This is a genomic window from Ruegeria sp. C8 (assembly GCF_056537565.1).
Genome location: NZ_JBQFRV010000015.1, coordinates 82778 through 108433 on the forward strand (window position 1 = coordinate 82778; position 25656 = coordinate 108433).

Genomic DNA, 25656 nt, shown 5'->3' on the forward strand with positions numbered 1-25656 from the left:
CGTGTGGACAAACACGGCAGGGCTTGGGAACGACGGCATGGCACATATCATCGTAGTGGGGAACGAAAAGGGCGGCGCAGGCAAATCGACCGTTTCCATGCATGTGGCCACCGCTCTGGCGCGTCTGGGCCTCAAGGTTAGCACGCTGGATCTGGACCTGCGCCAGCGCAGCCTGGGTCGCTACTTCGAGAACCGGGCGAACTTTCTGAAAAATGCTGAGGCAAGCCTGCCCAGCCCACGTCACCACGACCTGCCCGAGATCGACGCCAGTACCCTGAAACCAGGTGAGAATATCTATGATCATCGCCTGTCGGCCGCCGTTTCGCAGCTTGAGAATGACAGTGATTTCATCCTGATCGACTGCCCCGGCTCACATACTCGTCTCAGCCAAGTGGCGCATTCGCTGGCCGATACGCTGATCACACCGCTGAACGACAGTTTCATCGATTTCGACCTTTTGGCCCGGATTGATTCCAAGGGTGAAAAGATCCTCGGCCCTTCGGTCTATTCCGAAATGGTGTGGAATGCGCGGCAATTGCGGGCGCAGGCTGGCTTGAAACCGATCGACTGGGTCGTTGTGCGCAACCGTGTGGGTACTCAGCGCATGGTCAACAAGGAAAAGATGCAACGCGCGATCGAGATGCTGTCGCAACGCATCGGGTTCCGCGTCGCCTCGGGCTTTTCCGAACGGGTCATCTTCCGCGAGCTCTTTCCCCGTGGCCTGACTTTGCTGGACCTCAAAGATATCGGCGTCAAACAGCTGAACATCTCGAACATCGCCGCGCGTCAGGAGCTGCGCGACATGATGCGGGAGTTGAACTTGCCCGGCGTCGAGATCGACTTCTAAGCGCTATTTGAACCGCTTACTCGCCAGACCTGGCAACCCCAATCGGGCACTACAGCCTAAGACGCGCGGCGGTAGCGCTCGAATGTTATCCAGATAGTGTCACGAGATATCTCGGCAAAGCGGCACTTTTTGAGGATCGATTGAGACGCAATATTGCTCTCGTGCACAACCGCAAAAAGCCGACTAATCTCAGGGTTCAGACGCAAGCACTGTGTGCAGAATTGCGCTACGATGGAGCTGGCATACCCTTTGCCCCAATGCTGCTCGCCGATCCAATAGCTAATTTCGGCGCTGTCTTGTCCCACTCTCAGCATTCGGGCTTGTCCGATGACAGTGTCGTCTATCGAAGCGGCCAAGACTTCGTGATGGTCTTCACCCGTCAACTCGATCAACTGTCGCGCGTCATCCTCGCTGATTGGGCCCGGGTATCGGTCGGGTAAATATTGCCACAAGCGTTCTGACGAGAGCATGGCAGCATAGTCAGCTGCATCCTGCGCCTGCCAGGGACGCAACCGAATTTGCCGAGATTGAGGCCGGCTGGATGTTTCAGATATGTCATCCTCACAGAGCAGAGGCACCCATCCGATTTGCACAGGATCATATGCCAACTCGATGCCACGCATCTTGCACCAGTCAATTTCGTCCCGTGAAAGGACACCCTGTGATCGCGAAGTTGGCAAGTGGACTGAGGCTAGAAATGCGCGGACATCGTCCGTTTTGGCAAAGTTGTTTTGAATATTCATGAAATCCTCCGAGCAAACGCACCAAAAACAAGCGCTCTAAAATAGGCCACATGGTAATAATGGTTGTTTCGGCCCAATATAATAGCCTATTGTGTTAGAAACTTTGATTGGAAAAACCTATCAATGGAATTGCAGCTGACACTAAAACAACTGACTTACTTCCGAGCGCTGGCCGAAACTGGTCACTACAGAAAAGCCGCTGAGCGGATAGGTATCAGCCAGCCATCTCTCAGCCTGCAGATTGCCAATCTCGAAGCAGCGCTTGAACTGAAACTGGTCGAGCGCGGCAGAGCCGGAGCAGTGCTGACACCTGAAGGGCGCGAAGTACTGGAAAAAACCCGGAGCATCTTATCGGAGGTCGCTTTGCTGCAAGAGACGTCAGGTCGGATGAAGTCCGAACTTGCGGGCACGTTCCGACTAGGATCATCACCAACCCTCGGTCCGTACCTTTTGCCACGTGTTTTTCACCACCTGCATGAAAACCACCCGAACCTAAAACTGACAGTGCGAGACGGAGCGCCATCCGAACTGATGCAGGAGCTTCTGAGCGGGATACATGATTTCATTCTGACGCAATTGCCCGTGAACTCGACAGATGTCACGATCCTGCGCCTGCTTCGGGAACCTCTGAAGCTTGCGGTGGCCCGAAATCACCGCCTTGCCCACAAGGAAATGGCCAATGACCAAGACCTGAAGGGTGAGAGCATTCTGGCGCTCTCTCGCCGTTTCACGCTTCACAACCAAGTTGCAGACCTCGCCAATAGCTTGGGGGCCAACCTCCTTTACGACTACGAGGGTACAAGTCTTGACGCAATTCGGCAGATGACAGCAATGAATATCGGCGTGTCCTTCCTTCCGTCACTCTACGCCGCATCTGAAATTCCAGAGGTCGGCGGAGATGTAGTTCTGGTGCCCTATCGCCCGGGACGGTTGAACAGGTCCATCGGTCTGGTTTGGCGAAAGTCCAGCGGTCACCACAAGACGTTCGCCTTCCTTTCGGAGATTATTCTAAGTGTCGCCAGAAATGAGTTTTCGGGACTGGTCAGCATCGAGGGCTAGAAGGAGTGCGTTTGGACCGATATGCCTGCGAGCAGGTGGTTCTTCTTCAGGATAGAAACCCGAATTTGGCCAATCCGCGCTGGCATCTCTTTTCGGAGATCGACGCAACAGGTCCGAGCAAGAGGAAAACCTGCGACCGCCGTCTGTACGCTGCAGCAGCTCAGCCGTCACCCATAGCCGCGATCAGAGCCTTGGCCAAAGGCAGTGGCGAATATCCCAACCGTGACGGCGTCAGCCCCAAACGCACCACGACCAAATCCTGCGAAGGAAAAATGCCTACGGATTGGCCGTCATGGCCCTGCAGCCAGACGGTGTCCTCGAATTGCGGCTCACCACGTGGGCCGTCCAGCCACATGTGCCCTTTGGCATAAGCCCCGTCTGAGGTCGCGACGGGTTCAAACATCCAATCGGTGTAGCCTTCGGGCAAGATCTGCTGCCCTTTCCAAACACCGCCTTGCAGCAGAAACTGCCCAAAGCGCGCCCAGTCGCGCGCGGTGGCGTACATGTAGCTTGAACCCACGAATGTATCTGCCCCATCGGTCTCCATCACAGCTGAGTGCATGCCCAGAGGGTCGAATAATGCGGTGCGGGGGTAGCCGAGGTCGCCCTCTTCAAGCTGGCCCTGCCACACCCGCGACAGAACTGTGGACGTGCCCGAGGAATAGCTGAACTCGGTCGCGGTGGGATAGGCGGCGGGGCGTCCGGCGGCGAAATCGACCATGTCATCCTTGAGATACAGCATCCGCGTTACGTCCGAGACGTCGCCATATTCCTCATCCCACTGCAAGCCGCTGGACATGGCAAGCATATCCTTGACTGTGATGTCGCGGCGCGAGTCCCCGGCCCAATCTGGGAAGACGTCCGTAAGATCATCGCCCAGCGCCATGTCGCCCGACTGGATCAGCGTACCAATTAGCCCCGCAGTGATCGTTTTGGTCATCGACCACCCCAGCAAAGGGGTTTCGGCATCAAAGCCATCAGCATAAGCCTCGGCAATGATGCGCCCGTCTTTGGCCACCACGACAGCGCGGTAGCCCTCGCCCAGTAAGGAAGGGTCCGACAAAACATCAGTCAGCGTGGGGTTCTCGGACAGAACCACCTCATTTCCTTGCGGCCAAAGACCGTTGGGTACGGGCGCGGGTTCGGGTAGCGTGTGATCTGACAGATTTGCCGCATGAACGTTGGTGCACCCCAAACCGGGACGATACTGGGATGTGGCCGGAGCGAAGACGCCAAACATCCGCGCCTCAACCGATTGGCCCTGTTCGTCGACGCTGACCGAAACCTGCTTCAGCAAGGGATGTCCCGGCGCCTGAACATCGCTTTGCAACACAGTCTCTGCATCGCGCCCGGCCAGGAACACGTTCGAACAGACGATCTTGGCGGAATAGTTGGTGCCCACTTTCAACAGATCCGGTGGCGCGATCCACAGGTAACCACCTGCTGCGACAAAAGCCAATGCCAACGTCCCAACCGCGTATTTTAGAACCTTCCCGAACATGCGCCCCCTTCGGACCTAAGCGGCCCGCCCCTTTTTTCCCACTTGACCAGAAGGTTTCACCACGACGGGCGCCGCGCCACCGTTACGTTGCGTTCTTGATCTCTGTCTCGTCCGAGAGCTGCGTGGGGCTGTATATCGTAAACAGCTCTTTCGGTTCGTTCACACCGCGCAACATGTAGCGCCCGACCGAAATCAGTTCCTGGCTGCAAGGTTGTGCGGCGCGGGCGACGTCGTCGGAGACGAGAATCCTCTGGCCCAACGACCGATGCATCCCGGCAATCCGGGCCGCCTGATTCACCGCAGGGCCAATCACCGTGAAATCCAGGCGGGTTTCCGAGCCGATATTGCCATAAAGGATCTCACCCGAATGCAGCGCCAGGGTGAAATTTGCCACCCTCTGCCCATCTGCCAGTCGTCGCGCGTTCAGCTCTTCCATCCGGCTTTGCAACATGGCGACGGCTGCGAGAGCCGCACGGGCATCAGCGTCGCTCTCTCCCACATCAAACATGGCCATCAGCCCGTCACCCATGAACTTTAGAATGTTGCCGCCATTGTCGTGCACCACACCCACGGCAACGGCCAGATAGTCGTTCAGCATGTCGATGATCTCGTGACCCGGCATATCCTCAGACAGGGTGGTGAACCCTTCGAGATCGAAATTCCAGATCACCGCATCAATCTGCTGCAATGAACCGCGACGGATTTCGCCAGAGAGGACGCGCCGCCCCGCATCACGTCCCAGGTAGACGCGCATCAGATCCTTGGCCATGGTCTGGTTCTTGGCGGATTTCAACGCAAGCCCAAGATGCGGCAGAGCGACATGAATTTTCCCCAGATCGCTGTCATCAAAACCGGTCGGGGCGTCACTGGTCCAGGACATCAGCACTCCGTCACCGATCTTTTTCTCACCCGCCGGGCGCACCTGATCGGAGCGTTCAAACGAAACACCCGTTGCATAGTAATCCGTCGCCCCGATCTCTCGCAGGTCATTCAGCAAGGGGAAACGGCTTGGTTCGTTCTGGTCCACCAGTCGAACGCGCAGGTCATCCATGTCTTCATGCAAAAGCGCATAGAGAGGGCTGCGTTGCCAGACCTCGCTTGGGGTGTCGGTGTTTGCGAACCGCTCAGATTCCCCGCCGGAATCCCGATACCAGCTATAGCCAGTGCCGCCATAAAGCGGATGCAGCGTCGACTGCGCCGCGTGGAACCGCATCAGGGGAAGGCCTAGATCAATCAGGCGGTTGCAAAAGCCGTCAAGCAATTCTTCCTGACCAGCCCCTTCTAGCCCTTTGGAAACAAGCCAGTCGATAAGGTCAAAGATGGGATCTGAAGAGGTCATGGAACTGTCCGTCAAAGTACTGCCCTGAATGTGGGCTGCGTGATGGAAATTACCAGACCCTAAGCCATCCCTGCCAGCCGTCGCAGCATTTTCCTCAGCATGGCGGCCTCTTCTTCCGAGAATGCGCCCGCCAGTTTCCCATCATAGCGCTCTGCGATACCACTCAGTTCACGATAGACGGCCTGACCGGCGGGCGTCAGCGTCAGCCATTCGACCCTTCGGTCATCCTCATCCCTTGTGCGCTTGAGGTAACGGCTTTGTTCCAGCTTGTGAACCGCGCGGCTGATCTTGGTTTTGTGCAGTTTCGCGCGCTTGCCAATCTCTTTCGCGGTCAGAGTGCCAAAGACACCCAGATGAAACAGCACCCGCCATTCGCTGCGCAGCATGCCATAGCGTTCCTTGTAGAGGCGCTGAAACTCCAACGAGGCTGCCTCAGCTGCCTGATTCAATAGAAACGGCAAAAAAATCTGCAGATCAAAATCATCTTTTTCTTGGGACATGCTTGTTAGTTACAAAAACAACTAATAATTCACAAGCAGAAAACCGAGGAGTTCAAGATGACCAACAAGGCTGAACCGCATGGCCTGACGCAGGCTGTCACACCTGTAGGAACGCGTCCCGGCTACATGCCTGGCTTCGGCAATGACTTTGAGACCGAGGCCCTGCCTAGCGCCTTGCCGCAGGGCATGAACAGCCCGCAACGCTGCAACTATGGCCTCTATGGCGAACAGCTCAGCGGCACGGCCTTCACCGCCAACCCGCCCGAGCGGACGTGGTGCTACCGCATTCGCCCTTCGGTCAAGCATTCCCATCGTTATGAGAAAATCGACCTGCCCTACTGGAAGTCCGCGCCCTGTATCGACCCGGATGTGATCAGCCTGGGCCAGTATCGCTGGGACCCAGTTCCGCATTCTGACGCCCCTTTGACCTGGTTGACCGGCATGCGCAGCATGACGACGGCGGGGGATGTGAACACACAGGTCGGCATGGCCAGCCATGTCTATCTGGTCACCGACTCGATGGTGGACGACTATTTCTTCTCGGCCGATTCCGAGCTTCTGGTGGTTCCGCAAGACGGCCGCCTGCGCTTTGTGACCGAGCTTGGGATCATAGATCTGGAGCCGCAGGAAATCGCAATCCTTCCGCGCGGGCTGCTCTACCGTGTTGAAGTGCTGGAAGGTCCGGCGCGCGGATTTGTCTGCGAAAATTACGGCCAGAAATTCGAACTGCCGGGTCGCGGCCCGATTGGCGCCAATTGCATGGCCAATCCGCGCGATTTCAAAGCGCCCGTCGCGGCGTTCGAGGACCGAGAGGTGCCTTCAACCGTGACGATCAAATGGTGTGGGCAGTTCCACGTCACTCAGATCGGTCATAGCCCGCTGGACGTAGTGGCCTGGCACGGCAACTATGCGCCTTACAAGTACGACCTGCGCACCTACTGCCCGGTTGGCGCGATCCTGTTCGACCACCCCGATCCGTCGATTTTCACCGTACTGACGGCCCCTTCGGGCCAGCCCGGCACAGCCAATATCGACTTCGTCCTGTTCCGCGAACGCTGGATGGTGGCCGAAGACACCTTCCGCCCGCCGTGGTACCACAAGAACATCATGTCCGAGCTGATGGGCAATATCTACGGCCAGTATGACGCTAAACCTCAGGGCTTTGTTCCGGGCGGCATGAGCCTGCACAACATGATGATCCCGCATGGTCCGGATCGCGAAGCGTTCGAAAAAGCCTCAAACGCAAATCTGGGGCCGGACAAGCTGGACCACACGATGTCCTTCATGTTCGAAACCCGCTTCCCGCAACATCTGACCGCCTTTGCCGCGACCGAGGCACCCTTGCAGGACGACTATATTGACTGCTGGTCCTCGCTTGAGAAAAAGTTCGATGGAACACCGGGAAAGAAATGACCTGCAATGAGCTTTGATATCTGGATCACCTATGTCGCCACCGTCCTGCTGCTGATGAGCACACCGGGGCCAAGCCAGCTTCTGATGCTGTCGAACTCGGCCACCAACGGGCTGCGCCGGGGCGTGTTCACGGCTGCTGGTGATCTGACGGCGAACCTGTTGCAGATGTTGGCGGCGGGTCTCGGGCTTGCCGCGATCATTGCGGCCTCGGGCACCGCGCTGGCTGTGATCAAATGGTTGGGTGTCGCATATCTGGTTTTTCTCGGCGTCAAAGCGATTGTCAAAGCCAAACCTCAAACAGCGCAAACCGCGCAGGTGGCCAGCCGCAAAACCTTGTGGATGCAGGGCTTCATCACCTCAGCCGCCAATCCCAAAGCAGTTGTGTTCTTTGCTGCTCTGTTTCCGCTGTTCATCGACGGCGCGCTGCCCTTCTTGCCGCAATTCGCGATCCTCTCGGCCACCTATCTGATCATGGACGGCTTGTTTCTGACCGCTTACGGGGCCAGCGCCAGTTGGCTGGCGACGCGGCTCAAAGGGTCTGCGCGGCTGTGGCTGGATCGCGCGGGTGGCGGGTTCATGATTCTGGCTGCCGTTCTGCTGGGGCTGAAGTCCCTGCGAGACGCTCAATAAACCAAGACAAGGATCAAAAGATGCCTTTGCTGAAATCCTGGGTCGCTTCGGCCAATGATGCGACCCATCCATTTCCTTTGAACAACCTGCCCTACGGGGTGTTTGCCGCCGGCGACGAAGAACCCAGATGCGGTGTCGCCATTGGGGACATGATCCTCGATGTCACTGCAGCCGAGGCCGAAGGGGTCATCACTCTGACCGATGAGCCGCTTTTCGACCTGCCGTTCTGGAACCCTTTGATGGAGCAAGGCCCCGCCGTCTGGGCCGCCCTGCGCGACCGCCTGACGACGCTTCTGTCCGAAGGCGCGACGGAGCAAGATGTGGTGGAGCCCCTGCTGGTACCGCAAAGCGCGGTTGTCATGCACATGCCCTTCGCGGTCAGCGAATACACCGATTTCTACGCTGGTCGGCATCACGCCTTTAACGTGGGTTCGATGTTCCGGGACCCCGAAAACGCGCTGCCACCGAACTGGTTGCATATTCCCATTGGGTACAACGGCCGGGCATCCTCGGTCGTGGTGTCGGGTACGGATATCCGGCGCCCGTGGGGGCAGCTGAAGTCGCCCGATCAGGACAAACCCGCCTTCTTGCCCAGCCGCCGCTTCGACTTTGAGCTTGAGATGGGGGCAATCGTTGGCACTCCGTCCGACGGCCCGATCTCGGTGCAGCAGGCGGATGATCATATCTTCGGCTACGTATTGCTGAACGACTGGTCCGCCCGGGATATTCAAGCGTGGGAGTATCAGCCTCTTGGCCCATTCCAAGCCAAGGCCACGGCCACATCAATCAGCCCATGGATCGTGACCAAACCGGCGCTGGAGCCGTTCCGCTGTGACACACCTGAGCGCGAATTCGAGTTGCTGGATCACCTGAAGGATTGTGGCCCGATGCTCTATGACCTTTCGCTTGAGGTGACGCTGACCCCCGAAGGACAGGCGGCGACCACTATAACGCGCACGAACTACAGCGAGATGTACTACTCCGCCGCGCAACAACTGGCCCATCACGCCAGTTCGGGCTGCCCGATGAATACCGGTGATCTGCTGGGGTCCGGCACGATTTCCGGGCCGACGCGCGATACCCGAGGTTCGCTGCTGGAACTCTGCTGGGGCGGCAAGGACCCGTTGAGTCTTGAGACCGGTGAGGCCCGCAGCTTCATTGAAGACGGTGACACGCTCACCCTGTCCGGCTCTGCGCAGGGGGATGGCTACACAATCGGGTTCGGGACTTGCCATGGCACTGTACTACCGGCGCTGGAAGACCCTTTCAAACCCTGAGCCATGCCGCACAGCACCTGTGTGCCGGTGTTGGTAGGATTGAGCGCCAAGACCGCCTAGGTTCATTGCATCCAAGCAATGAGGCCCCCGATGTCTAAGATCACCGGCTATCACGCCCATGTCTATTTCGACGCCGACACACAGGATTTAGCGCAACAAATCTGCGAAGAGGCGGCCCGCCTCTTTCCGGTCCAGATGGGGCGCATGCACGCGCGCCCGGTTGGCCCGCATCCGAAGTGGAGCTGCCAGCTGGGCTTTGCCGCCGACGCGTTCGATCAGGTTATTCCGTGGTTGATGCTCAACCGGCAGGGCCTGACGATCTTCACCCATGCTGAAACCGGCGATCACCTGGCCGACCACCGGGATCACGCCGTATGGATGGGAGAGTTTTTGGATCTGGACCTGTCGATATTCGACAAGGCCTAGCCCAACGCCCGCGCCTGATCCCGCAGCACGAATTTCTGAACCTTGCCGGTGGATGTCTTGGGCAAAGTCCCGAACACCACGGTCTTGGGCGCTTTGAAATGGGCCATGTTGTCCCGGCAGAACGCAATCAGATCGGCCTCGGTCGCGCTAGCCTCAGGCTTTAACTCAACGAAAGCACATGGGGTTTCGCCCCATTTCTCATCCGGGCGGGCGACCACTGCGGCTTCCATAACCGCAGGGTGCTTATAGAGGACACCTTCAACCTCGACAGATGAGATATTCTCACCACCAGAGATAATGATGTCCTTGGATCGGTCCTTCAGCGCGACATAGCCATCGGCGTACATCACCCCCAAATCGCCCGAGGCAAACCAACCGCCGTTGAACGCCTTGTCGGTGGCATCCGGGTTCTTGAGATAGCCTTTCATCACCACATTGCCCTGCATGAATATCTCACCCATGGTTTCGCCGTCGGCGGGCACCGGCTCCAACGTTTCGGGATCGGCCACCATCAGGCCGGACAGCGCTGAATAGCGCACGCCCTGACGCACCTTGAGGGCGGCCCGTTCGGCTGGAGCCTTCTGGTTCCACTCATCCTTCCACGCGCAGACGACTGAGGGGCCGTAGGTCTCTGTCAGACCGTAGACATGGGTCACCTCGACGCCCATCCCCTCCATCGCTTCGATCACGGCAGCTGGCGGCGGGGCACCTGCGGTCATTACCTTGATCTGGTGGTCGAAATCCTTGAGGTGATCGGGGGCATGCGCCAGCATATTCAGAACGATGGGCGCGCCACAGAAATGGGTGACTTTCTCTTCCCGAAAGGCGGCATAGATCGGCTCGGCCCGAACCGCGCGCAAGCAGACCGAAACCCCGGCATTCAGCGCCATGGCCCAGGGGAAACACCAGCCATTGCAGTGGAACATCGGCAGGGTCCACAAATAGACCGAGTGCTTAGGCATACCCCAATCCAGCAGGTCGGACTGCGCGTTCAGGGCCGCGCCTCGGTGGTGATAGACCACGCCTTTGGGGTTGCCGGTCGTGCCAGAGGTATAGTTGAGCGTGATCGCGTCCCACTCATCCGCGGGCAGAGACCAGTCAAACTCAGGGTCGCCTTCGCCCAGCAGGGCCTCATAGGTCAGGCTGCCAAGGCGTTCGCCACCATCAAAGCTAGGATCTTCGATATCGATCACCAGAAGGTCATGATCGACCTGCGGCAAAGCCTCTTTAACGACGGCAGAGAACTCGGGGTCCACCAACAGCACCTTTGCCTCGGCGTGGTTTAAGATGAAGGCGATGATCGGCGCATCGAGGCGCGTGTTGATCGCGTTCAAAACAGCGCCGGCCATGGGAATGCCAAAATGGGCCTCATAGAGCTCGGGGATGTTGGCGGCGATGATCGAGACGGTATCGCCCTTGCCCACCCCACGGGCCGTCAGGGCGCCGGCCAGACGGCGGCAGCGCGCATAGGTCTGCGCCCAGCTGTAGCGACGGTCTCCATAGACGACGGACGGGTAGTCGGGATACACCGCCGCCGTCCGTTCGATGAAGCTGAGCGGGGATAGCGGCGTGTAATTCGCACGGTTCTTATCCAGATGACGCTCATACATATTGGCTGCTTGCATCCGCCAACCCTCCCAATTCGCGTGTGTCGCCACATGACCATAAACACGAGGCTGTGACTATCTTGTAGAAATACGACAAGTGGCGGGGCTCTGGCGATACGCTATGATGACATCTGGCCCTATATTCGCGCCCCCATTCGCGGTGATCTGGGCCATCGCATTTACTTGCTATCGTGGGACCGATCCCACAATCTGCACACCGCATCAGACTGAAAGGACATGTCATGGACGGCACGTTCAACGAAAACGATCTTTCCCGCGTGGTCGAGGCCGACCGCGCCCATATCTGGCACCACCTGATCCAGCATAAACCCTTTGAAACAAACGATCCCCGCATCATTGTTGAAGGCAAAGGCATGCGCGTCTGGGACCAGAAAGGCAAAGAGCATCTGGATGCGGTCTCTGGCGGCGTCTGGACGGTGAACGTCGGCTATGGCCGCGAATCCATCTGCAAGGCGGTCTATGACCAGCTGATGAAGCTCTGTTATTTTGCGAATTCGGCAGGGTCGATTCCCGGTTCGATCTTTGCGGAGAAGCTGATCGAAAAGATGCCGGGCATGAGCCGCGTTTACTACACAAACTCAGGCTCCGAGGCGAACGAGAAAGCCTTCAAGATGATCCGTCAGATCGCGCATAAGCGCTATGGCGGCAAAAAGACCAAAATCCTGTATCGCGATCGCGACTATCACGGCTCGACTCTGGCGGCGATGTCAGCGGGTGGTCAGGATGAGCGCAACGCGCAATACGGCCCGTTTGCTCCGGATTTCGTACGTGTTCCCCATTGCATGGAATACCGCAAGCACGAACTGAACGGCGCGCCGGAGGAAAACTTTGGCGAGTGGGCCGCCGACCAGATCGAAGAGGTCATCCTGCGCGAAGGGCCAGACACCGTTGGCGCGCTGTGCCTTGAACCTGTGACCGCAGGTGGCGGTGTGATCGAAGCACCCGAAGGCTACTGGCAGCGCGTTCAGGAGATCTGCAAGAAGTACGACGTGCTGCTGCATATTGATGAGGTCGTGTGCGGCGTCGGTCGGACAGGTACGTGGTTCGGCTACCAACAGTATGGCGTGAAGCCTGACTTTGTCACCATGGCCAAAGGTGTTGCCTCGGGCTATGCGGCCATCGCCTGCCTGGTCACCACCGAAGAGGTCTTTGACATGTTCAAAGACGACGCGGCAGATCCGATGAACTACTTCCGCGATATCTCGACCTTCGGCGGCTGCACCGCTGGCCCTGCGGCTGCGATCGAGAATATGCGCATCATCGAGGATGAGAACCTGCTGGGCAACTGCGTCGACATGGGCGACCGCATGATGGGTAACCTGCAAGCGCTGATGGAGAAACACAAAGTCATCGGCGATGTGCGCGGCAAAGGCCTCTTCTTGGGTGCCGAACTGGTTGCAGACCGCTCCACGCGTGAACCGATGGACGAAAAGAAGGTACAAGCCGTTGTGGCAGACTGCATGGCGCAGGGTGTCATAATCGGCGCGACCAACCGCTCGCTGCCGGGTCGCAACAACACGCTGTGCTTCTCGCCTGCTCTGATCGCGACGACGGATGATATCGACCAGATCACCGATGCGGTCGACGGCGCGCTGGGGCGCGTGTTCGGCTAGAGAATGAAAAACGGGAAACCGGGCGTTCCTGCGCCGGTTTCCCTTCCTCCGGGCCGCAAAATTTTTTGCGACCAGACGATCAGACACACCTCTTGCTCTTGCGTTTTAACCGGCGCAGACTTGCATGCAGAGGAGTGTATCATGACACCCAAAACCTCAGACACGGACCCGTCGGGCGATATGGCATCGCCGCAAGGTGCAGCGCTCAAGGTCAACACTGTAAGCGCGCAAGATATCAAGGACTCGTTGAAGGCGGGCGTGGCGGACTTTCTGGCCCGCCCTGTCATGAGCGGGTTTTTCGGCCTGTTCTACGCCGTTTTTGGCCTTGTGTTTGTTTGGTGCCTGATCTGGCTCGGCAAGGTCTGGATGATCATTCCGGCCATTGTGGGCTTTCCACTGGTCGCGCCCTTTGCCGCTGCCGGGCTCTATGAGATGTCCCGACGATTGCAGAACGGGGAACAGTTCGGATGGTCCGATATCTTGACGGTGATGGCCAATCAACGCAAACGCGAGATGGGCTGGATGGCCTTTGTCACCCTGTTCATTTTCTGGGTATGGGTCTATCAGGTGCGCCTTTGGTTGGCGATCATCCTGCAGAATGCGTCCTTCTCGGACTTTGACGGATTTCTGAACACCGTCTTCTTCACCCCCGAAGGCTGGACATTTCTAGCTATCGGCACCTGTATCGGCGCGGGCCTTTCGGCCGTGCTGTTTTCGGTCACCGTCGTCGCTATGCCGCTGCTTCTGGACCGAGAGACCAACTTCGTATCAGCCATGCTGACCTCGATCCGAGTCGTCACCGAGAACCCGGTGGTGATGCTGGGTTGGGCAGCAATCATCTCGGTAACCGTGCTGGTCTCGCTGATCCCAGCCTTTCTGGGCCTGATCTTCACCCTGCCGATCCTTGGCCACACCACGTGGCACCTATATCAGCGCGCCGTCCCTCCGTCCGAGGACTGAACGGGGCCCCTTTAAGGGACAGGCACATCAGAAACAAAAAGGACCGCCCCAAATGGGACGGCCCTTTGTTCACTGTCTCTCTTTTCAGAGATCAGGCAGCCAGAGCGGCCTGAGCTTTGGCGACGATCGCACCGAACGCTTCCGGTTCGTGTACGGCCAGGTCAGCCAGAACTTTGCGGTCCACTTCGATACCGGCCAGGTTCAGGCCATTGATGAAGCGGGAATATGTCAGAGCCTCGTCATGCGAACGGACAGCAGCGTTGATGCGCTGGATCCACAGCGCACGGAAGTTACGCTTGCGGTTCTTACGGTCGCGGGTTGCATACTGGTTGGCCTTGTCGACGGCCTGACGTGCAACTTTGAAGGTGCTCTTACGGCGGCCATAGTAACCTTTGGCGGCCTTGATGACCTTCTTGTGACGGGCGTGAGTTACGGTTCCACCTTTAACGCGGGACATCTCTTAATCTCCTCTTAGCGGTCGTAGGGCATGTAGCCCTTGACGATCTTGGCGTCGGGGGCGGACAGGGTGGTGTTGCCACGGGCATCGCGGATGAATTTCTTGGTCCGCTTGATCATGCCGTGCCGTTTGCCGGCCTGGCCAGCAAGGACCTTACCGGTCGCAGTCACCTTGAAGCGCTTCTTGGCGCTCGACTTAGTCTTCATCTTAGGCATTTCCGTCTCCTTTCAGGGTTCGGTACTAAACGCGACTCGGCATGCCATCTCGGCCGGTCACGCGATCAGATGCGCCGTTTACGCAAGTTCGGTCATACTGGCAAGGGGGTTTGGCCCAGAATCTGTGCTTTTCGCAGCGGCCTAGGCACCGGGGCAGCATAGGGCCACCCCGGTGTATTGGTTTAGTGGCTGAATTTGCGGATTTCGCCGCTCTTCAGACGCTCGGAGTAGGACGCCAGCTCCTGACGCACCACTTTCATCAGGAAGTAGAGCGCAAAGACGTTCACAACCGCCATCGCAAAGATCGCCGCATCCGAGAAGTCGATGACCGGGCCAAGGTTGGCCGCCGCACCAATGACAACGAAGATGCAGAAAATGATCTTGAACACCAACTCTTTGGTGTGGCCTTCGCCGAACAGATAGGTCCAGGCTTTGAGGCCATAGTAGGACCAGCTGATCATCGTCGAGAAGGCAAACAGGACCACGGCAATCGCCAGAATGAACGGGAACCAGCTGAACGCGCTGCCGAAGGCCGCCGAGGTCAGGCTGACGCCGGTATTGCCGTCGACCGTTGCAATCGCATTGCCCGCTTCGTTCAGCATGTAGTTGCCGGTTGCCGGATCAACGATCAGTTGCTGGGTGATGATGATCACCAGCGCAGTCATTGTACAGATCACAACCGTGTCGATGAACGGCTCAAGCAGCGAGACAAAGCCCTCGGTGATCGGTTCTTTGGTCCGTACGGCTGAGTGCGCAATCGCCGCGGAACCCACGCCCGCTTCGTTCGAGAACGCCGCACGACGGAAGCCCTGGATCAGCGCACCGACCATACCGCCAGCAACGCCGAGACCGGTGAAAGCACCTGCGAAGATCTGACCAAAGGCCCACCCGATCTGGTCTGCATGCATCAGGATGATAACCAGCGCCGCCAGCACGTACATGACACCCATGAACGGCACGACTTTCTCGGTCACACGCGCGATGGATTTCAGGCCACCCACGATCACCGCAAAGACGATGCCCGCAAAGACCAAACCTGTGATCCAGCCTGGATAGTCTCCGACAATCCCAGCAATCTGCTGATGCGCCTGATTGGCCTGGAACATGTTGCCCCCGCCCAATGCGCCAAGGATACAGAAGATCGAGAACAGCACGGCCAGGATTTTACCGCCCGGCAGGCCCAGTTCCGCAAAGCCCTTTGACATGTAATACATCGGGCCACCCGAAACGGTGCCGTCTTCATATTCATTTCGGTATTTCACACCCAAAGTACATTCGGTGAATTTCGACGCCATGCCCAGCAGGCCGGCGACGATCATCCAGAACGTGGCACCCGGTCCACCGATCCCGATGGCAACCGCCACACCGGCGATGTTCCCAAGACCAACGGTCCCCGACAAAGCGGTGGCAAGGGCCTGAAAATGGCTGACCTCACCCGCGTCATTGGGGTCGGAGTAATCGCCTTTAACCAAGCTGATCGAGTGTCCGAAGAATCGGAATTGCACAAAGGCAAAATAGAGCGAAAACACTGTGGCCGCGACGACCAGCCACCCCACGATCCATGGGAATCCAGTGCCCGGAAACGGCGCGAAGATAAAGCTAACGAAGGGGCCGGTAAAATCCGCGAAAGCCTGATTGATCTTCTCGTCCAGACCGGGCGCCTCTTGCGCGAAAGCGGGGCTAGACATCAGAGCCATGGTCGCACCAAGGCCCAGTTTTTGAAGCATATTCATCCTAATCCCTCCGCTCAGTTCACGACCGTGACAGGCACGTCGGCATGCATGACCAAGTTCTGAGTCGAGCTTCCAAACAGCCGTTTCTTGAACCCATCCGCCGAGGCGCGGCCGACGATGATCTGAGTGCCGCCGTTTTCGACCGTGATCGCGTTCAGCGTCTCGGCCACGTCGCCATGGCGCACGATGCCGTGCGCTTCGAACCCATCGGCCTTTAGCGCCTCAACCGTAGGGGCAATGATCCGCGAGGTGGCCAGTTCGACCTCTTCCTCGCGACGCTTGTGCCGTTGGGCGTTTTCTTCCGGTGTTTGGAAAGTGAAAGGGGACCATTCGATGACATAAACAACCAGCATTTCGCATGAGCCAATCCGCCCAGCCAAATCCTTGGCAAAGGCGATAGCGCGCTCTCCGGTTTCTGTCCCGTCCAGTCCAATGACAATCTTTGTTGTCATGACGTTCCTCCATTTTTTTTCTGGTTTGACCGGGACCCGTGCCCCCGGTAGGGCGACCGGAACCTGGAACTATCTGAGATGATCGCCCTAAGGTTCAGTATCCGGCAAAATCACCAAAAAACAGAGGTATTTTTGCTGAATACAACCCTACGGGCATCTTCCCCTTGAAAACAAACAAGAAAAGCCGCCTAAAAATTAGGCGGCCTGAGAGTTCTCAATATGATCCTTCCTGAAATCCGGGCGAACTCATCCCGGATCGGTGTTGTAGATCAGCCGCTCATCACAAGGGGCAATACGCAGAATATTGGTGGTTCCGGGGACATTGAACGGAACGCCTGCGGTAACAACGATCTGATCGCTCTCGGCGGCGAAGCCCCCTCCGCGCGCGGCGCGGGCCGCATTGACCACGGCCCCTTTGAACCTCTCAAGCTCGGGCGTCATCACACAGTGACAACCCCAGCTCAGGCACAGACGGCGGGCGGTTCCAGTCGCTGGCGTCATGGCGATGATCGGGACGCCGGGACGTTCGCGCGCAGTCAACAGCGCTGTGGTGCCGCTTTGGGTAAAACAGCAGATCGCTTTGATGTCGGTCTTTTCCGCGATCTCCCGCGCGGCCGCCACGATACCGTCCGCGATGGTCGACCCTTTGGCAGTACGCGAGGCGGCGATGATCTGCGTGTAGGTCGGGTCGGCCTCGACCTCGATGGCGACCTTGTTCATCGTCTGCACGGCCTCGATCGGGTACGAACCGGCCGCAGATTCCGCGCTGAGCATGATGGCATCCGTGCCTTCGTAAATCGCAGTTGCAACGTCCGAGACCTCGGCGCGGGTAGGCATCGGGCTTTCGATCATGCTCTCAAGCATCTGGGTCGCGACGATTACCGGCTTGGCCGCACCACGGCACTTGCGAACCAGACGTTTCTGGATCGGAGGAACAGCCGAAACCGGCAGCTCAACACCCAAATCGCCACGGGCCACCATGATCCCGTCTGATGCGTCGAGAATATCGTCAAACGCCTCAACCGCTGCGGGCTTTTCGATCTTCGACAGGATCGACGCTCGTCCATCCGCCAGCGCGCGCGCCTCGAACACATCTTTGGCCCGCTGTACAAAGCTGAGCGCCAGCCAATCCACTCCCAATTGGCACACAAACTCCAGATCATCGCGATCCTTGGCCGACAAGGCTGCCAGTGGCAGCAGCACATCAGGCACGTTCACACCCTTGCGGTTCGAGATCGTCCCGCCGACTTCGACAGTGCAATTGGCGAAGTCCTGGCCGCAATCCTGCACGGTCAGACGGATCTTGCCGTCATTGACCAGCAGCCGCGCGCCGGGTTCGAGCGCTGCAAAAATCTCGGGGTGTGGAAGGCAAACACGGTTGATGTCTCCGGCCTCGGGGTCGAGGTCCAGCCGGAACGCGGCACCCTCGACCAGTTCTTCCGCATCATTGGCAAAAACCCCAACACGCAGCTTCGGGCCTTGAAGATCGGCCAGGATCGCGATCGGGCTGTCCAGATCCTTTTCCACCTGACGAATGATGCGATGCCGTTCGCGGATCTCGTCATGGCTGCCATGGCTCATGTTCAGGCGAAAGACGTCGGCCCCGGCCTCATGCAAGGCCCGGATGGTGTCATAGTCATTGGACGCCGGTCCCAGCGTCGCCACGATTTTTACATTTCTAAGGCGTCGCACTGGTTTCGCTCTCCTCAATCCCTCGGTGATGCGGCAATGTTACCGCAAACAGTATGTGGGTGGTTATTGCGCAATTCCCTTTTGGAAGCAACTGCCATACACCTGCCGCAAACTTGATGACAGGCACATGACATACACTCCGTTTTTTATCCATGGCGAGGATCGCCCATCCCGATGGCTGATCACCTGCGATCATGCGACCAACACCGTTCCTCCCGAAATCAACGGCGGGGATCTAGGATTGCCGCGCGAAGATATGGAACGCCACATCGCCTATGATGTCGGTGCCTACGAGGTCTCGAAACATCTGGGCGAGATCCTGAACGCGCCGGTCATCGCAGCCAATTTCTCGCGCCTTGTGATTGATCCGAACCGGGGTGAGGACGACCCGACCCTGCTGATGAAGCTCTATGACGGTTCGATCATTCCCGGCAATCGCCACGCTGATTCGGCCGAGCGCGAGCGGCGTTTGGACATGTGCTACCGCCCTTATCACGACGCGCTTGGGAGGTTGGCCGCCCTGCCCCATGCGGTGATTGTGTCTATGCACTCTTTCACCCGCCAACTCCGCGGTCGGGAACCACGCCCTTGGCATGTAGGCGTTCTGCACACCCCGGATGAGCGCTTTTCACGCCCTCTGATCAACCGCCTGAAGGCCGAAGACGATCTGTGCGTCGGCGTAAATGAGCCCTATACCGGCGTTCTGCCCGGCGATGCCATCGACACGCATTGCACCTCGCACGGTCGACCAAATGCATTGATCGAGCTTCGCAATGATCTGATCGCGGATCACGCGGGACAGCGGGCATGGGCAGAAAGGCTCGCAGTGATCCTTCAGGATGCGCTAACAGACAGCGGCCTTTGATCGCACATTGTTGTGAGCTGCACCTTCAGCCCCCACATTGGAGACCGGGAAGGAGGCGACCATGACACAAGAGTTGCTGACAAGTGTTTTTGGCTGGATGGCGGTACTGAACATCGTCGTTTTGCTGTTCACAACCGTTATGATTGTGCTTTTGCAGGACTGGATTGCAGGGGTTCATGCCGGAATGTTCCGAATGGAGCGGCCTGATGTAAAGCGCGCCTATTTTAGGTATCTGGCCAACTACAAGATCCTCACTTTGATTTTCTGCATCATTCCCTGGCTGGCCTTGAAACTGGCCTAACGCTGAGTCAGTTGAAACACGCACATCAGAGCGTTAATTCGGAAACAGACCGCATCCACTTATTCGGAGCCAGACCATGGAAAAGCAAACCGAAATCGAACTTCAAGCCGCAGCGTTCCGTCGGCTGCAAAAGCATTTGATGGAAGATCGCACCGACGTTCAGAATATCGACATGATGAATCTAGCCGGGTTCTGCCGCAACTGCCTGTCACGCTGGTATCAGGAAGCGGCCAACGACAAAGGCATCGAGATGGGCAAAGACGAAGCTCGTCAGATCTTCTACGGCATGACCATGGATGAATGGAAAGCCAACTACCAGACCGAAGCCAGCCCGGACAAACAAGCCGCCTTCAAGGTCGCGTTTGATGAGAATGTCACGAAGAAGGGCTAAGAACTTGAAACCACGCGGCCAAACACTTAAGACTGATGAGCAATTCCTATGCGGAAGCACCCCAAAGCACTCTGTGATGCGTGCTCATGTTTTTCGAGTTTAGGTTGATCTCTGAACAAGCCGTTTCCGCTCGTGATGCTTCCACAGTGCTTTCAGTTGGGTTGTCGCAAATAGAAACACCGCGCGGACGCGGCATTCAAGCTGTTATTATCTGACCCTAAACATTGGTTGGGGTAGTATGATTTGAACCTACGACCTTCAGGTTATGAGATAGCTTACGCTCACCTATACCAACTACGCCGGAAGGCGCGGATTTAATCTATCTTATTGGAATCATTTTTAATTTTGGCGACCAGCACGCCCCGTTTCTACCTCCTACGCCATGAAACGCTTCCCGTTACTTCCACAATGCTTCCATGGGGCGATGACAGCGAAAGGATGAGGGATGCCCAAACTGACCAAACCCGCGGTAGAAGCCTTACCAGTTGAGGCGAAATACTACTTTGTCTGGGACAGCCAGATTGCCGGGTTTGGCGTCCGCGTCATGCCTTCCGGGGCCAATAACCTATGAAGCGCGGTATCGGAAAGATGGACGGACACGGCGTGTTTCCATCGGTCGGCATGGCAAGATCACCGTAGCCGAAGCGCGGAAGTTGGCAAAGGAGCTCATGGGACAAGTGGCTAGGGGTGTGAACCCCGCCGAAGAGGTTGCCCAGCATCGCCGCGCATCAACGGTTGCGGCCTTGTGTGAGCGGTTCTTTGATACTCACATCAAAGAACACGCTGTAAGCCGTCTACCCAAGGGGAATATCGCAGGGCTAGTGACCTTTTCAAAGATCCAGCCATCGGCAGCTTCAAAGTGGTTGATGTGGAGCGAAAAGACCTTGCCGAACTGCACCACAAATTCCGGGACAAGCCCTATCAGGCAAACCGGACATTGGGCGTACTGTCCAAGATGCTCAATCAGTGGAAAATCTGGGGCTTGCGGCCTAATGGGTCAAACCCCTGTTGCCATGTCGCAAAATACCGCGAAGAGAAACGGGAACGGTTTCTGAGCCAAAACGAGTTGCAACGGCTTGGGCGGGCTTTTACAGACGCGGAACGCGATGGATCGGAGTTGCCCTTTGCTGTCCCCGCCTTCCGGTTGCTGATCCTGACCGGGTGTCGCCTCGGCGAAATCCAGACGCTGCAATGGCCCTTCACTACAGATGCAGGAATGGAGCTTCCAGACACCAAAACAGGCGCGACGCATTCCTCTACTACAAGCGGTCCGAGCGGTTCTAAGCGCCTTGCCACAGCTTCGCGACAACCCTTGCGTCATTTCCGGGGCTAGCTCTGGCCATCGCGCCACCAACCTGCAAAAGCCATGGCGTCGCATACTAAACGGGCTGGGTCTGCACGATGTCCGCATTCACGACCTGTACCATACCTATGCGTCAAATGCCGTATCGTCGGGTGTGCCAATCCAGATGGTCGGGCGATAGCTGGGTCACAGTCAGATTCAGACAACCATGCAGTACGCGCATTTGGCTTATGATCCTGTACAGCCGGCAGCGGAGGAAAACACAGCGCGCTCAATACAATCGTAGGCTCACTGAAACCCAACCATGATCTCCGCCTAGTTAGGTAAAACGCTCGACGCGACCAGCCCCCTAAACGTTTACTTACACGTACTAAATTACGTGTAGCGTCTACGTATAAGGTACATACGAGTTTTCTCACTTCCCGGGGTATGCGCGGGACCGTGTTTACAACAGGAAGGGAAGACCACAATCCAAGCCGATCTCTCAAATGACCGCTTGGAGCCCAAGGCGGTCATTCAGTTCGAGCGAAACGAGCATAAATTGATCGAAATTCTTTTATGAGTCTGCGGTCCTCAAATTTTCTTTTCGTTGGACTACTTTCGGTACCAGCTTTGTGGCTTGGGCTTCCATTTCACATAGGTTTGGTCGCCAGCTACACGGTTTCAGATCAGGCTACTGTGACTGGACTGGGAAGACGTCAGATGGAGAATAGGAAGCCGCAGAGATGCGCCTTTCTAACCCCGTCAATTGTAGCATCGAACGATCAAAGAAAAACACGCCGTGTTGCCCAATAAACCAGCCTAATTCTGGTCCGCAATGGCAAGCGCAGTTTTGATCGCCTCCGCAAGTTCTCTAATGGCGAAATTCGGTGTGCTGAGCTGACGAACATGTTCCATAACTTCAAGTCCACGTCGCCATTCCGCACCGCCATAGCCTGCCCGCGCGGTCTCTATGCCTTCAGCGATGTGGCGTGCCCTGAATGACTTGATCAAATATGGATAGTCCGTTCCAAGGTAGAATTCCGCGTCATCTGTTTGCCTGTTGACCAAGATGTTCGCCCCCATAGCCGCGGCGAAGAAGCCCTTGGTGAAAGGCTTTGAAACCTCTCGGCTCGCACTTCGAGGCCGGACACCGTAGTGCATCGGATAGTCAGTCATTTGCTGCAGCGCTTTAGTATAATCACTCTGATCCTTATAAGTTAGAACTTGGACCGCTCGCGGGTCGGGCGGTGCAATCATCTTTCTTGGGTTCCCAAGATAGCCAATTCGAAAATCCGATCTTGAAGCCGCCGAAACAAGAGTAATCCGCGGATCGGCGTGATGGGTCACATGGACAACGGAAGACCCGGAAACACCTTCCTTTGCAAGACGTGTATTTACGCGCCGGCAGCCTACGCGGGACGCAAGTATATGTGCATGGTAAATCCCTAGCTCGTCTGTTTCAGGGACACTGTCTACGTGATCCGAGCACATGCCGGCAGAGGTCTCTCGCAGGGCAATCATGCGATCACGTCCAAGAAGGCGCAGGCTTGTTTGAAGTCCTATGACAACTGCACCTTTAGCATGTCGAACAAATTCTTCATGCTGTTCGGTAAAGCGTGGTTTGGCAAGTGCTACCGTCTCAACTTCATAGGTGTCGGAATACACTTCGGCCAAGAGTTTGGCATTTTGCTGCACTCGAGGCACCACCGATCCTTGATTGCGACGCCAACGTGGAAAGGCGAAAATAACACGCTGTTTCATGGAGTTACGATGGATGCTTCAGGCAAGGCAAGTTCAGGACGGTGCAGGTGTGCTGCTATTGGGAAACTGGCACGTACTTCGTCCAACGCGCTGGAAAAAGGAAGTTGCTCGAAGAAGCGTTCAATACCAAATTCGTCAATTTCCATATCCTGATAGTGCGAAACGATGTCGTCTAAAGACGTCCCAATCTTCAAGTGCGATTGCTTCGGATCTAGGCCAGTGATCGCTAATAGTCCCGTCGGTGCCGCGTCAAAGGCAGTAAGCTTAAGATCGGGCCGGTGTTCCTGCAGTATCGGGATCAATTTCCATACATCGCCTGTCCAAATTTCTGGTAGCGAAGATAGATCGCGGGTCGTCATCTTTGTGTTTCTTGGAAAGCAGTCGTGAACGAAAATCACACCATCGAGAGCCATTGACCGTTCGGTATTCAGTACATCCCTTAACGCGTACTCGAAGAGGTGCATCCCATCGATGAAAGCTACGGAAATTTTCGCGCCCAGCCGTTCAAGTCTCCCCTTTGCGAAAAAAGTATCACTTTCCTCTTGGTAGAGAAGCATTTCCGGTTTTTTGCCCAAAACTCCAGAAGAAAGTCGAAAATGTGGATCAACCCCGATCGTCTTTCCCTGAACCATGGACAGGATTGTTCCCTCCCTGCAACCAATCTCCAAATACCAATCGAAGATGTACTTGCTGTGAAGCCGGCGAAAGAAGCGCCGATAAGGAAAGCCCTTTGCTGGACTAAACATTGAACACACCTTCCAAAAGTTCTAGCGGCTTCGAACTGCAATCGGGCAGATTAGTAACCCGGCTTGTACCGTTCACTACTTCTAGCGACAATTCAGCTTTTCGAGTGCAAATGCAACTGCTTGAGGACCGGTCCAGCTTAGTTCTTCGAGGCAGGAGCAAAGCGTTCGGCGTTCTCAGCTAGAAAGACACCCTTTACGCCTGAACCGATATACAAATCTCACCTTTCCATCCATTTGATGCTCTCAGCGGTTCTTCTTTGATAGTATCAATACGAAGTCACGCTTGATATCGAACATATCCTGTTAAGCTAAACGGCCATCGGCTGAAATCGCATGGTCTTGTCGGAGCTGATCCGCGACCTCGTCCCGAAAGTTTTTAACGGAGACTGAAACCCTCGGCTACCCGATGAGGCGGTTGATTGACGAAGCCATGGGAGCAAGCGAGCTCCGTCGAGCCGATCCAATCCTCGTAACCAACCAACTCTTGGCGCCAGCAAACAACTTCTTCTGGCCGGAGTTTTCAATGCGAGAATCCTACTCCCAATGACGAACTGGACGACTACGGCGTCATATTTCTGGCGCACTACAAAGCGGGCGTTTGATTAGTCACCAGAATGGCAGGTTCGTCCACATACCAGCCATTTCCTAAGCGTCGGAACTTGGCTGCGTCACTTGTTTCCTCTAGCAGCAAAAATACCGATCACGTCTCTGCAATATTTGGGGTGAACTTACCCAACCTGGACCCTACACCGAGTAGGTTTTTTGACCACGCGAACAAGATGAGGTGTGCGTGACCGGCAGCATGGAGCTTCGAGAGAATTCCCGATGGCATGCAAATTCTGTAAAAGTGGACACGGCCCCTTATTTCAAGACTGAATGGTATTCGACGCTTTCTGTGTCAGAGCATGCGCACCATTCAGAAATGGCGTGTGACAGGGTTTGGCCCAAATTCTATAAGTCGGGCCGCTCTACCGCCGTGACACCTGCTGGAATGGGCCGAGGCGCGTCGCTACGGCAACACCAGCAGCTACACCGCAGCCTGAGTTTTGCCCGTGCGGGGTCGGCAGCGCAGTGCGGGATTTTTGGACCGGACAGGCCCTGTAGGGGCTCGTGCGAAAAGGTCCTACACCCCTTTGCTCAAACGTCACTAGAAAGGCACTGCGCCATGCCAAACCGGCCTACACAGAAAATTCAAAATCGGTCTCATTACCGCCATCATCAGGGACAATGACGGCTTTTTTTCCGTCGATATGTCCCGCACTTACAAGACCGATACCAGTGAATCGCGCAATTCGACCAGCTTCCACCATTCGGACTTACTCGCTGAAATTGCTTCAAGATAAGGTAGCAGCTCTTCTACGCGGCCCAATCGGAAGTCCGATCTCAATCAGATCGTTCTTCGTTAGAATAGGAAGATCCGATACGCGAACATCTTGCTTTTTGAAAGCCTCTGCGTAGTGACCAAGGCTGTGTAATTCCAACCATTTATCGAGTTCGTCGGGCATATCGTGCCTCTTAAACCCCGCTATCAATTGGTGAGGGCGGGAAATAACCTAAAAAAGTAGGGGTTTTTGAAAGCTATACTCCAGTCCGCCAACCCCAGTCGTAGCACCCTCACAGGATTAACAATTTTTCTGCCACTTGATGGGCAAAACATTCTTTCAGTTTACAGCAATAATGTAACTTCCCAAAACACTTTGGGGGCATCCCAGAATGAACAAAGCCGCCTTGGGGCGGCTTGTTCGGTACTTTGTTCGACTGTGATGTTTGCGGGAGCAGGATTTGAACCTGCGACCTTCAGGTTATGAGCCTAACGAGGTGA

At 56.5% G+C, this 25656-nt stretch carries 26 protein-coding genes and 1 pseudogene; 14 read left to right on the plus strand and 13 right to left on the minus strand.

Annotation, left to right across the window (positions count from 1 at the left end; genetic code table 11):
* Nucleotides 1-37 precede the first annotated feature (37 nt).
* Nucleotides 38-847: a division plane positioning ATPase MipZ gene (locus ACR0KL_RS18075; RefSeq protein ID WP_480777346.1), complete on the plus strand. Its 810-nt coding sequence runs from the start codon at nucleotides 38-40 to the stop codon at nucleotides 845-847.
* 56 nt (nucleotides 848-903) lie between these two features.
* Here the strand turns inward: ACR0KL_RS18075 and ACR0KL_RS18080 are convergent, their stop codons facing one another.
* Nucleotides 904-1590 (minus strand): GNAT family N-acetyltransferase, encoded by a 687-nt coding sequence (locus tag ACR0KL_RS18080; protein WP_480777347.1) that lies wholly within the window; start codon nucleotides 1588-1590, stop codon nucleotides 904-906.
* Nucleotides 1591-1713: 123 nt separating this feature from the next.
* Here ACR0KL_RS18080 and ACR0KL_RS18085 point away from each other — a divergent pair, with 123 nt between their 5' ends.
* A complete protein-coding gene (locus tag ACR0KL_RS18085) occupies nucleotides 1714-2649 on the plus strand; it encodes a hydrogen peroxide-inducible genes activator (protein ID WP_170681346.1) in 936 nt (311 codons plus the stop codon).
* Between the two features lie 160 nt (nucleotides 2650-2809).
* On the opposite strand, the gene ACR0KL_RS18090 is transcribed toward ACR0KL_RS18085, so the two are convergent.
* The 3 genes from ACR0KL_RS18090 to ACR0KL_RS18100 all read right to left on the minus strand — a co-directional run bounded on the left by ACR0KL_RS18090 (nucleotide 2810) and on the right by ACR0KL_RS18100 (nucleotide 5989).
* Nucleotides 2810-4150, minus strand: coding sequence for a serine hydrolase domain-containing protein (locus ACR0KL_RS18090; RefSeq protein WP_480777348.1), 1341 nt, complete (start codon nucleotides 4148-4150; stop codon nucleotides 2810-2812).
* Between the two features lie 82 nt (nucleotides 4151-4232).
* Nucleotides 4233-5489, minus strand: coding sequence for an adenylate/guanylate cyclase domain-containing protein (locus ACR0KL_RS18095; protein ID WP_170681350.1), 1257 nt, complete (start codon nucleotides 5487-5489; stop codon nucleotides 4233-4235).
* 59 nt (nucleotides 5490-5548) lie between these two features.
* Complete coding sequence (locus ACR0KL_RS18100) at nucleotides 5549-5989, minus strand: MarR family transcriptional regulator (RefSeq protein ID WP_170380509.1); 441 nt, start codon at nucleotides 5987-5989, stop codon at nucleotides 5549-5551.
* Nucleotides 5990-6046: 57 nt separating this feature from the next.
* Here ACR0KL_RS18100 and hmgA point away from each other — a divergent pair, with 57 nt between their 5' ends.
* From hmgA to ACR0KL_RS18120, 4 genes are all read left to right on the plus strand, one after another.
* Nucleotides 6047-7402, plus strand: coding sequence for a homogentisate 1,2-dioxygenase (hmgA, locus tag ACR0KL_RS18105; RefSeq protein WP_170681352.1), 1356 nt, complete (start codon nucleotides 6047-6049; stop codon nucleotides 7400-7402).
* Nucleotides 7403-7408: 6 nt separating this feature from the next.
* Entirely contained in the window at nucleotides 7409-8032 is a 624-nt protein-coding gene (locus tag ACR0KL_RS18110; RefSeq protein ID WP_170681354.1) for a LysE family translocator, read from the plus strand.
* 20 nt (nucleotides 8033-8052) lie between these two features.
* A complete protein-coding gene (gene fahA / locus ACR0KL_RS18115) occupies nucleotides 8053-9309 on the plus strand; it encodes a fumarylacetoacetase (RefSeq protein WP_170681356.1) in 1257 nt (418 codons plus the stop codon).
* A gap of 90 nt (nucleotides 9310-9399) precedes the next feature.
* The gene (locus ACR0KL_RS18120) at nucleotides 9400-9735 is read left to right on the plus strand and encodes a DOPA 4,5-dioxygenase family protein (protein ID WP_170681358.1); all 336 of its coding nucleotides are present in this window, start codon (nucleotides 9400-9402) and stop codon (nucleotides 9733-9735) included.
* On the opposite strand, the gene ACR0KL_RS18125 is transcribed toward ACR0KL_RS18120, so the two are convergent.
* On the minus strand, nucleotides 9732-11360 hold the full coding sequence (locus ACR0KL_RS18125) for an acyl-CoA synthetase (RefSeq protein WP_480777349.1): 1629 nt from the start codon (nucleotides 11358-11360) through the stop codon (nucleotides 9732-9734). The two genes, ACR0KL_RS18120 and ACR0KL_RS18125, sit on opposite strands and share 4 nt — an antisense overlap.
* Before the next feature lie 224 nt (nucleotides 11361-11584).
* Here ACR0KL_RS18125 and ACR0KL_RS18130 point away from each other — a divergent pair, with 224 nt between their 5' ends.
* Both ACR0KL_RS18130 and ACR0KL_RS18135 read left to right on the plus strand, forming a co-directional pair.
* Nucleotides 11585-12976: an aminotransferase class III-fold pyridoxal phosphate-dependent enzyme gene (locus ACR0KL_RS18130; RefSeq protein ID WP_170380990.1), complete on the plus strand. Its 1392-nt coding sequence runs from the start codon at nucleotides 11585-11587 to the stop codon at nucleotides 12974-12976.
* A gap of 141 nt (nucleotides 12977-13117) precedes the next feature.
* Complete coding sequence (locus ACR0KL_RS18135; protein ID WP_480777350.1) at nucleotides 13118-13936, plus strand: DUF2189 domain-containing protein; 819 nt, start codon at nucleotides 13118-13120, stop codon at nucleotides 13934-13936.
* Between the two features lie 91 nt (nucleotides 13937-14027).
* Here the strand turns inward: ACR0KL_RS18135 and rplT are convergent, their stop codons facing one another.
* The 5 genes from rplT to pyk form a co-directional block, all read right to left on the minus strand.
* A complete protein-coding gene (gene rplT / locus ACR0KL_RS18140) occupies nucleotides 14028-14393 on the minus strand; it encodes a 50S ribosomal protein L20 (protein ID WP_008756009.1) in 366 nt (121 codons plus the stop codon).
* A gap of 14 nt (nucleotides 14394-14407) precedes the next feature.
* Nucleotides 14408-14608, minus strand: a complete 201-nt coding sequence (gene rpmI / locus ACR0KL_RS18145; RefSeq protein ID WP_010443552.1) for a 50S ribosomal protein L35 — start codon at nucleotides 14606-14608, stop codon at nucleotides 14408-14410.
* 182 nt (nucleotides 14609-14790) lie between these two features.
* Nucleotides 14791-16341 carry an alanine/glycine:cation symporter family protein gene (locus ACR0KL_RS18150; protein WP_170681364.1) on the minus strand — a complete coding sequence of 517 codons (1551 nt, stop codon included), beginning with the start codon at nucleotides 16339-16341 and terminating at the stop codon, nucleotides 14791-14793.
* Between the two features lie 14 nt (nucleotides 16342-16355).
* Nucleotides 16356-16793: a universal stress protein gene (locus tag ACR0KL_RS18155; protein WP_170380993.1), complete on the minus strand. Its 438-nt coding sequence runs from the start codon at nucleotides 16791-16793 to the stop codon at nucleotides 16356-16358.
* A 246-nt stretch (nucleotides 16794-17039) separates the two neighbouring features.
* Entirely contained in the window at nucleotides 17040-18485 is a 1446-nt protein-coding gene (gene pyk, locus ACR0KL_RS18160; RefSeq protein WP_170681366.1) for a pyruvate kinase, read from the minus strand.
* 127 nt (nucleotides 18486-18612) lie between these two features.
* On the opposite strand from pyk, the gene ACR0KL_RS18165 reads away from it, so the two are divergent.
* The 6 genes and pseudogenes from ACR0KL_RS18165 to ACR0KL_RS18190 all read left to right on the plus strand — a co-directional run bounded on the left by ACR0KL_RS18165 (nucleotide 18613) and on the right by ACR0KL_RS18190 (nucleotide 21375).
* Nucleotides 18613-19350, plus strand: a complete 738-nt coding sequence (locus ACR0KL_RS18165; protein WP_170681368.1) for an N-formylglutamate amidohydrolase — start codon at nucleotides 18613-18615, stop codon at nucleotides 19348-19350.
* A gap of 61 nt (nucleotides 19351-19411) precedes the next feature.
* The gene (locus ACR0KL_RS18170) at nucleotides 19412-19651 is read left to right on the plus strand and encodes a DUF6868 family protein (protein ID WP_170681370.1); all 240 of its coding nucleotides are present in this window, start codon (nucleotides 19412-19414) and stop codon (nucleotides 19649-19651) included.
* Nucleotides 19652-19727: 76 nt separating this feature from the next.
* On the plus strand, nucleotides 19728-20042 hold the full coding sequence (locus ACR0KL_RS18175; RefSeq protein ID WP_170681372.1) for a DUF1244 domain-containing protein: 315 nt from the start codon (nucleotides 19728-19730) through the stop codon (nucleotides 20040-20042).
* Between the two features lie 445 nt (nucleotides 20043-20487).
* The gene (locus ACR0KL_RS18180) at nucleotides 20488-20613 is read left to right on the plus strand and encodes a hypothetical protein (protein WP_480555436.1); all 126 of its coding nucleotides are present in this window, start codon (nucleotides 20488-20490) and stop codon (nucleotides 20611-20613) included.
* Nucleotides 20573-20695, plus strand: a pseudogene (locus tag ACR0KL_RS18185) (hypothetical protein); the annotation flags it as partial. The gene ACR0KL_RS18180 and the pseudogene ACR0KL_RS18185, both read left to right, overlap by 41 nt.
* A 215-nt stretch (nucleotides 20696-20910) precedes the next feature.
* Nucleotides 20911-21375 carry a hypothetical protein gene (locus tag ACR0KL_RS18190; protein ID WP_480555473.1) on the plus strand — a complete coding sequence of 155 codons (465 nt, stop codon included), beginning with the start codon at nucleotides 20911-20913 and terminating at the stop codon, nucleotides 21373-21375.
* A gap of 771 nt (nucleotides 21376-22146) precedes the next feature.
* Here the strand turns inward: ACR0KL_RS18190 and ACR0KL_RS18195 are convergent.
* From ACR0KL_RS18195 to ACR0KL_RS18205, 3 genes are all read right to left on the minus strand, one after another.
* Nucleotides 22147-23088 (minus strand): hypothetical protein, encoded by a 942-nt coding sequence (locus ACR0KL_RS18195; RefSeq protein WP_170681374.1) that lies wholly within the window; start codon nucleotides 23086-23088, stop codon nucleotides 22147-22149.
* Nucleotides 23085-23834 carry a class I SAM-dependent methyltransferase gene (locus ACR0KL_RS18200; protein WP_170556694.1) on the minus strand — a complete coding sequence of 250 codons (750 nt, stop codon included), beginning with the start codon at nucleotides 23832-23834 and terminating at the stop codon, nucleotides 23085-23087. Before ACR0KL_RS18200 ends, ACR0KL_RS18195 begins: the two co-directional genes overlap by 4 nt.
* A gap of 1334 nt (nucleotides 23835-25168) precedes the next feature.
* Nucleotides 25169-25339, minus strand: coding sequence for an SAM domain-containing protein (locus tag ACR0KL_RS18205; protein WP_480777351.1), 171 nt, complete (start codon nucleotides 25337-25339; stop codon nucleotides 25169-25171).
* Nucleotides 25340-25656: the final 317 nt, after the last annotated feature.

Bases quoted from the DNA above. Each gene is read 5' to 3' on its own strand.
- ACR0KL_RS18170 (WP_170681370.1), top strand. From the start codon at position 19,412: ATGACACAAGAGTTGCTGACAAGTGTTTTTGGCTGGATGGCGGTACTG.
- ACR0KL_RS18085 (WP_170681346.1), top strand. From the start codon at position 1,714: ATGGAATTGCAGCTGACACTAAAACAACTGACTTACTTCCGAGCGCTG.
- ACR0KL_RS18125 (WP_480777349.1), bottom strand. From the start codon at position 11,360: ATGCAAGCAGCCAATATGTATGAGCGTCATCTGGATAAGAACCGTGCG.
- ACR0KL_RS18110 (WP_170681354.1), top strand. From the start codon at position 7,409: ATGAGCTTTGATATCTGGATCACCTATGTCGCCACCGTCCTGCTGCTG.
- ACR0KL_RS18200 (WP_170556694.1), bottom strand. From the start codon at position 23,834: ATGTTTAGTCCAGCAAAGGGCTTTCCTTATCGGCGCTTCTTTCGCCGG.
- ACR0KL_RS18150 (WP_170681364.1), bottom strand. From the start codon at position 16,341: ATGAATATGCTTCAAAAACTGGGCCTTGGTGCGACCATGGCTCTGATG.
- ACR0KL_RS18195 (WP_170681374.1), bottom strand. From the start codon at position 23,088: ATGAAACAGCGTGTTATTTTCGCCTTTCCACGTTGGCGTCGCAATCAA.
- ACR0KL_RS18165 (WP_170681368.1), top strand. From the start codon at position 18,613: ATGACATACACTCCGTTTTTTATCCATGGCGAGGATCGCCCATCCCGA.
- ACR0KL_RS18180 (WP_480555436.1), top strand. From the start codon at position 20,488: ATGCCCAAACTGACCAAACCCGCGGTAGAAGCCTTACCAGTTGAGGCG.
- ACR0KL_RS18135 (WP_480777350.1), top strand. From the start codon at position 13,118: ATGACACCCAAAACCTCAGACACGGACCCGTCGGGCGATATGGCATCG.
- ACR0KL_RS18095 (WP_170681350.1), bottom strand. From the start codon at position 5,489: ATGACCTCTTCAGATCCCATCTTTGACCTTATCGACTGGCTTGTTTCC.
- hmgA (WP_170681352.1), top strand. From the start codon at position 6,047: ATGACCAACAAGGCTGAACCGCATGGCCTGACGCAGGCTGTCACACCT.
- rpmI (WP_010443552.1), bottom strand. From the start codon at position 14,608: ATGCCTAAGATGAAGACTAAGTCGAGCGCCAAGAAGCGCTTCAAGGTG.
- ACR0KL_RS18080 (WP_480777347.1), bottom strand. From the start codon at position 1,590: ATGAATATTCAAAACAACTTTGCCAAAACGGACGATGTCCGCGCATTT.
- ACR0KL_RS18130 (WP_170380990.1), top strand. From the start codon at position 11,585: ATGGACGGCACGTTCAACGAAAACGATCTTTCCCGCGTGGTCGAGGCC.
- ACR0KL_RS18175 (WP_170681372.1), top strand. From the start codon at position 19,728: ATGGAAAAGCAAACCGAAATCGAACTTCAAGCCGCAGCGTTCCGTCGG.
- ACR0KL_RS18075 (WP_480777346.1), top strand. From the start codon at position 38: ATGGCACATATCATCGTAGTGGGGAACGAAAAGGGCGGCGCAGGCAAA.
- ACR0KL_RS18120 (WP_170681358.1), top strand. From the start codon at position 9,400: ATGTCTAAGATCACCGGCTATCACGCCCATGTCTATTTCGACGCCGAC.
- fahA (WP_170681356.1), top strand. From the start codon at position 8,053: ATGCCTTTGCTGAAATCCTGGGTCGCTTCGGCCAATGATGCGACCCAT.
- ACR0KL_RS18090 (WP_480777348.1), bottom strand. From the start codon at position 4,150: ATGTTCGGGAAGGTTCTAAAATACGCGGTTGGGACGTTGGCATTGGCT.
- rplT (WP_008756009.1), bottom strand. From the start codon at position 14,393: ATGTCCCGCGTTAAAGGTGGAACCGTAACTCACGCCCGTCACAAGAAG.
- ACR0KL_RS18155 (WP_170380993.1), bottom strand. From the start codon at position 16,793: ATGACAACAAAGATTGTCATTGGACTGGACGGGACAGAAACCGGAGAG.
- ACR0KL_RS18205 (WP_480777351.1), bottom strand. From the start codon at position 25,339: ATGCCCGACGAACTCGATAAATGGTTGGAATTACACAGCCTTGGTCAC.
- ACR0KL_RS18100 (WP_170380509.1), bottom strand. From the start codon at position 5,989: ATGTCCCAAGAAAAAGATGATTTTGATCTGCAGATTTTTTTGCCGTTT.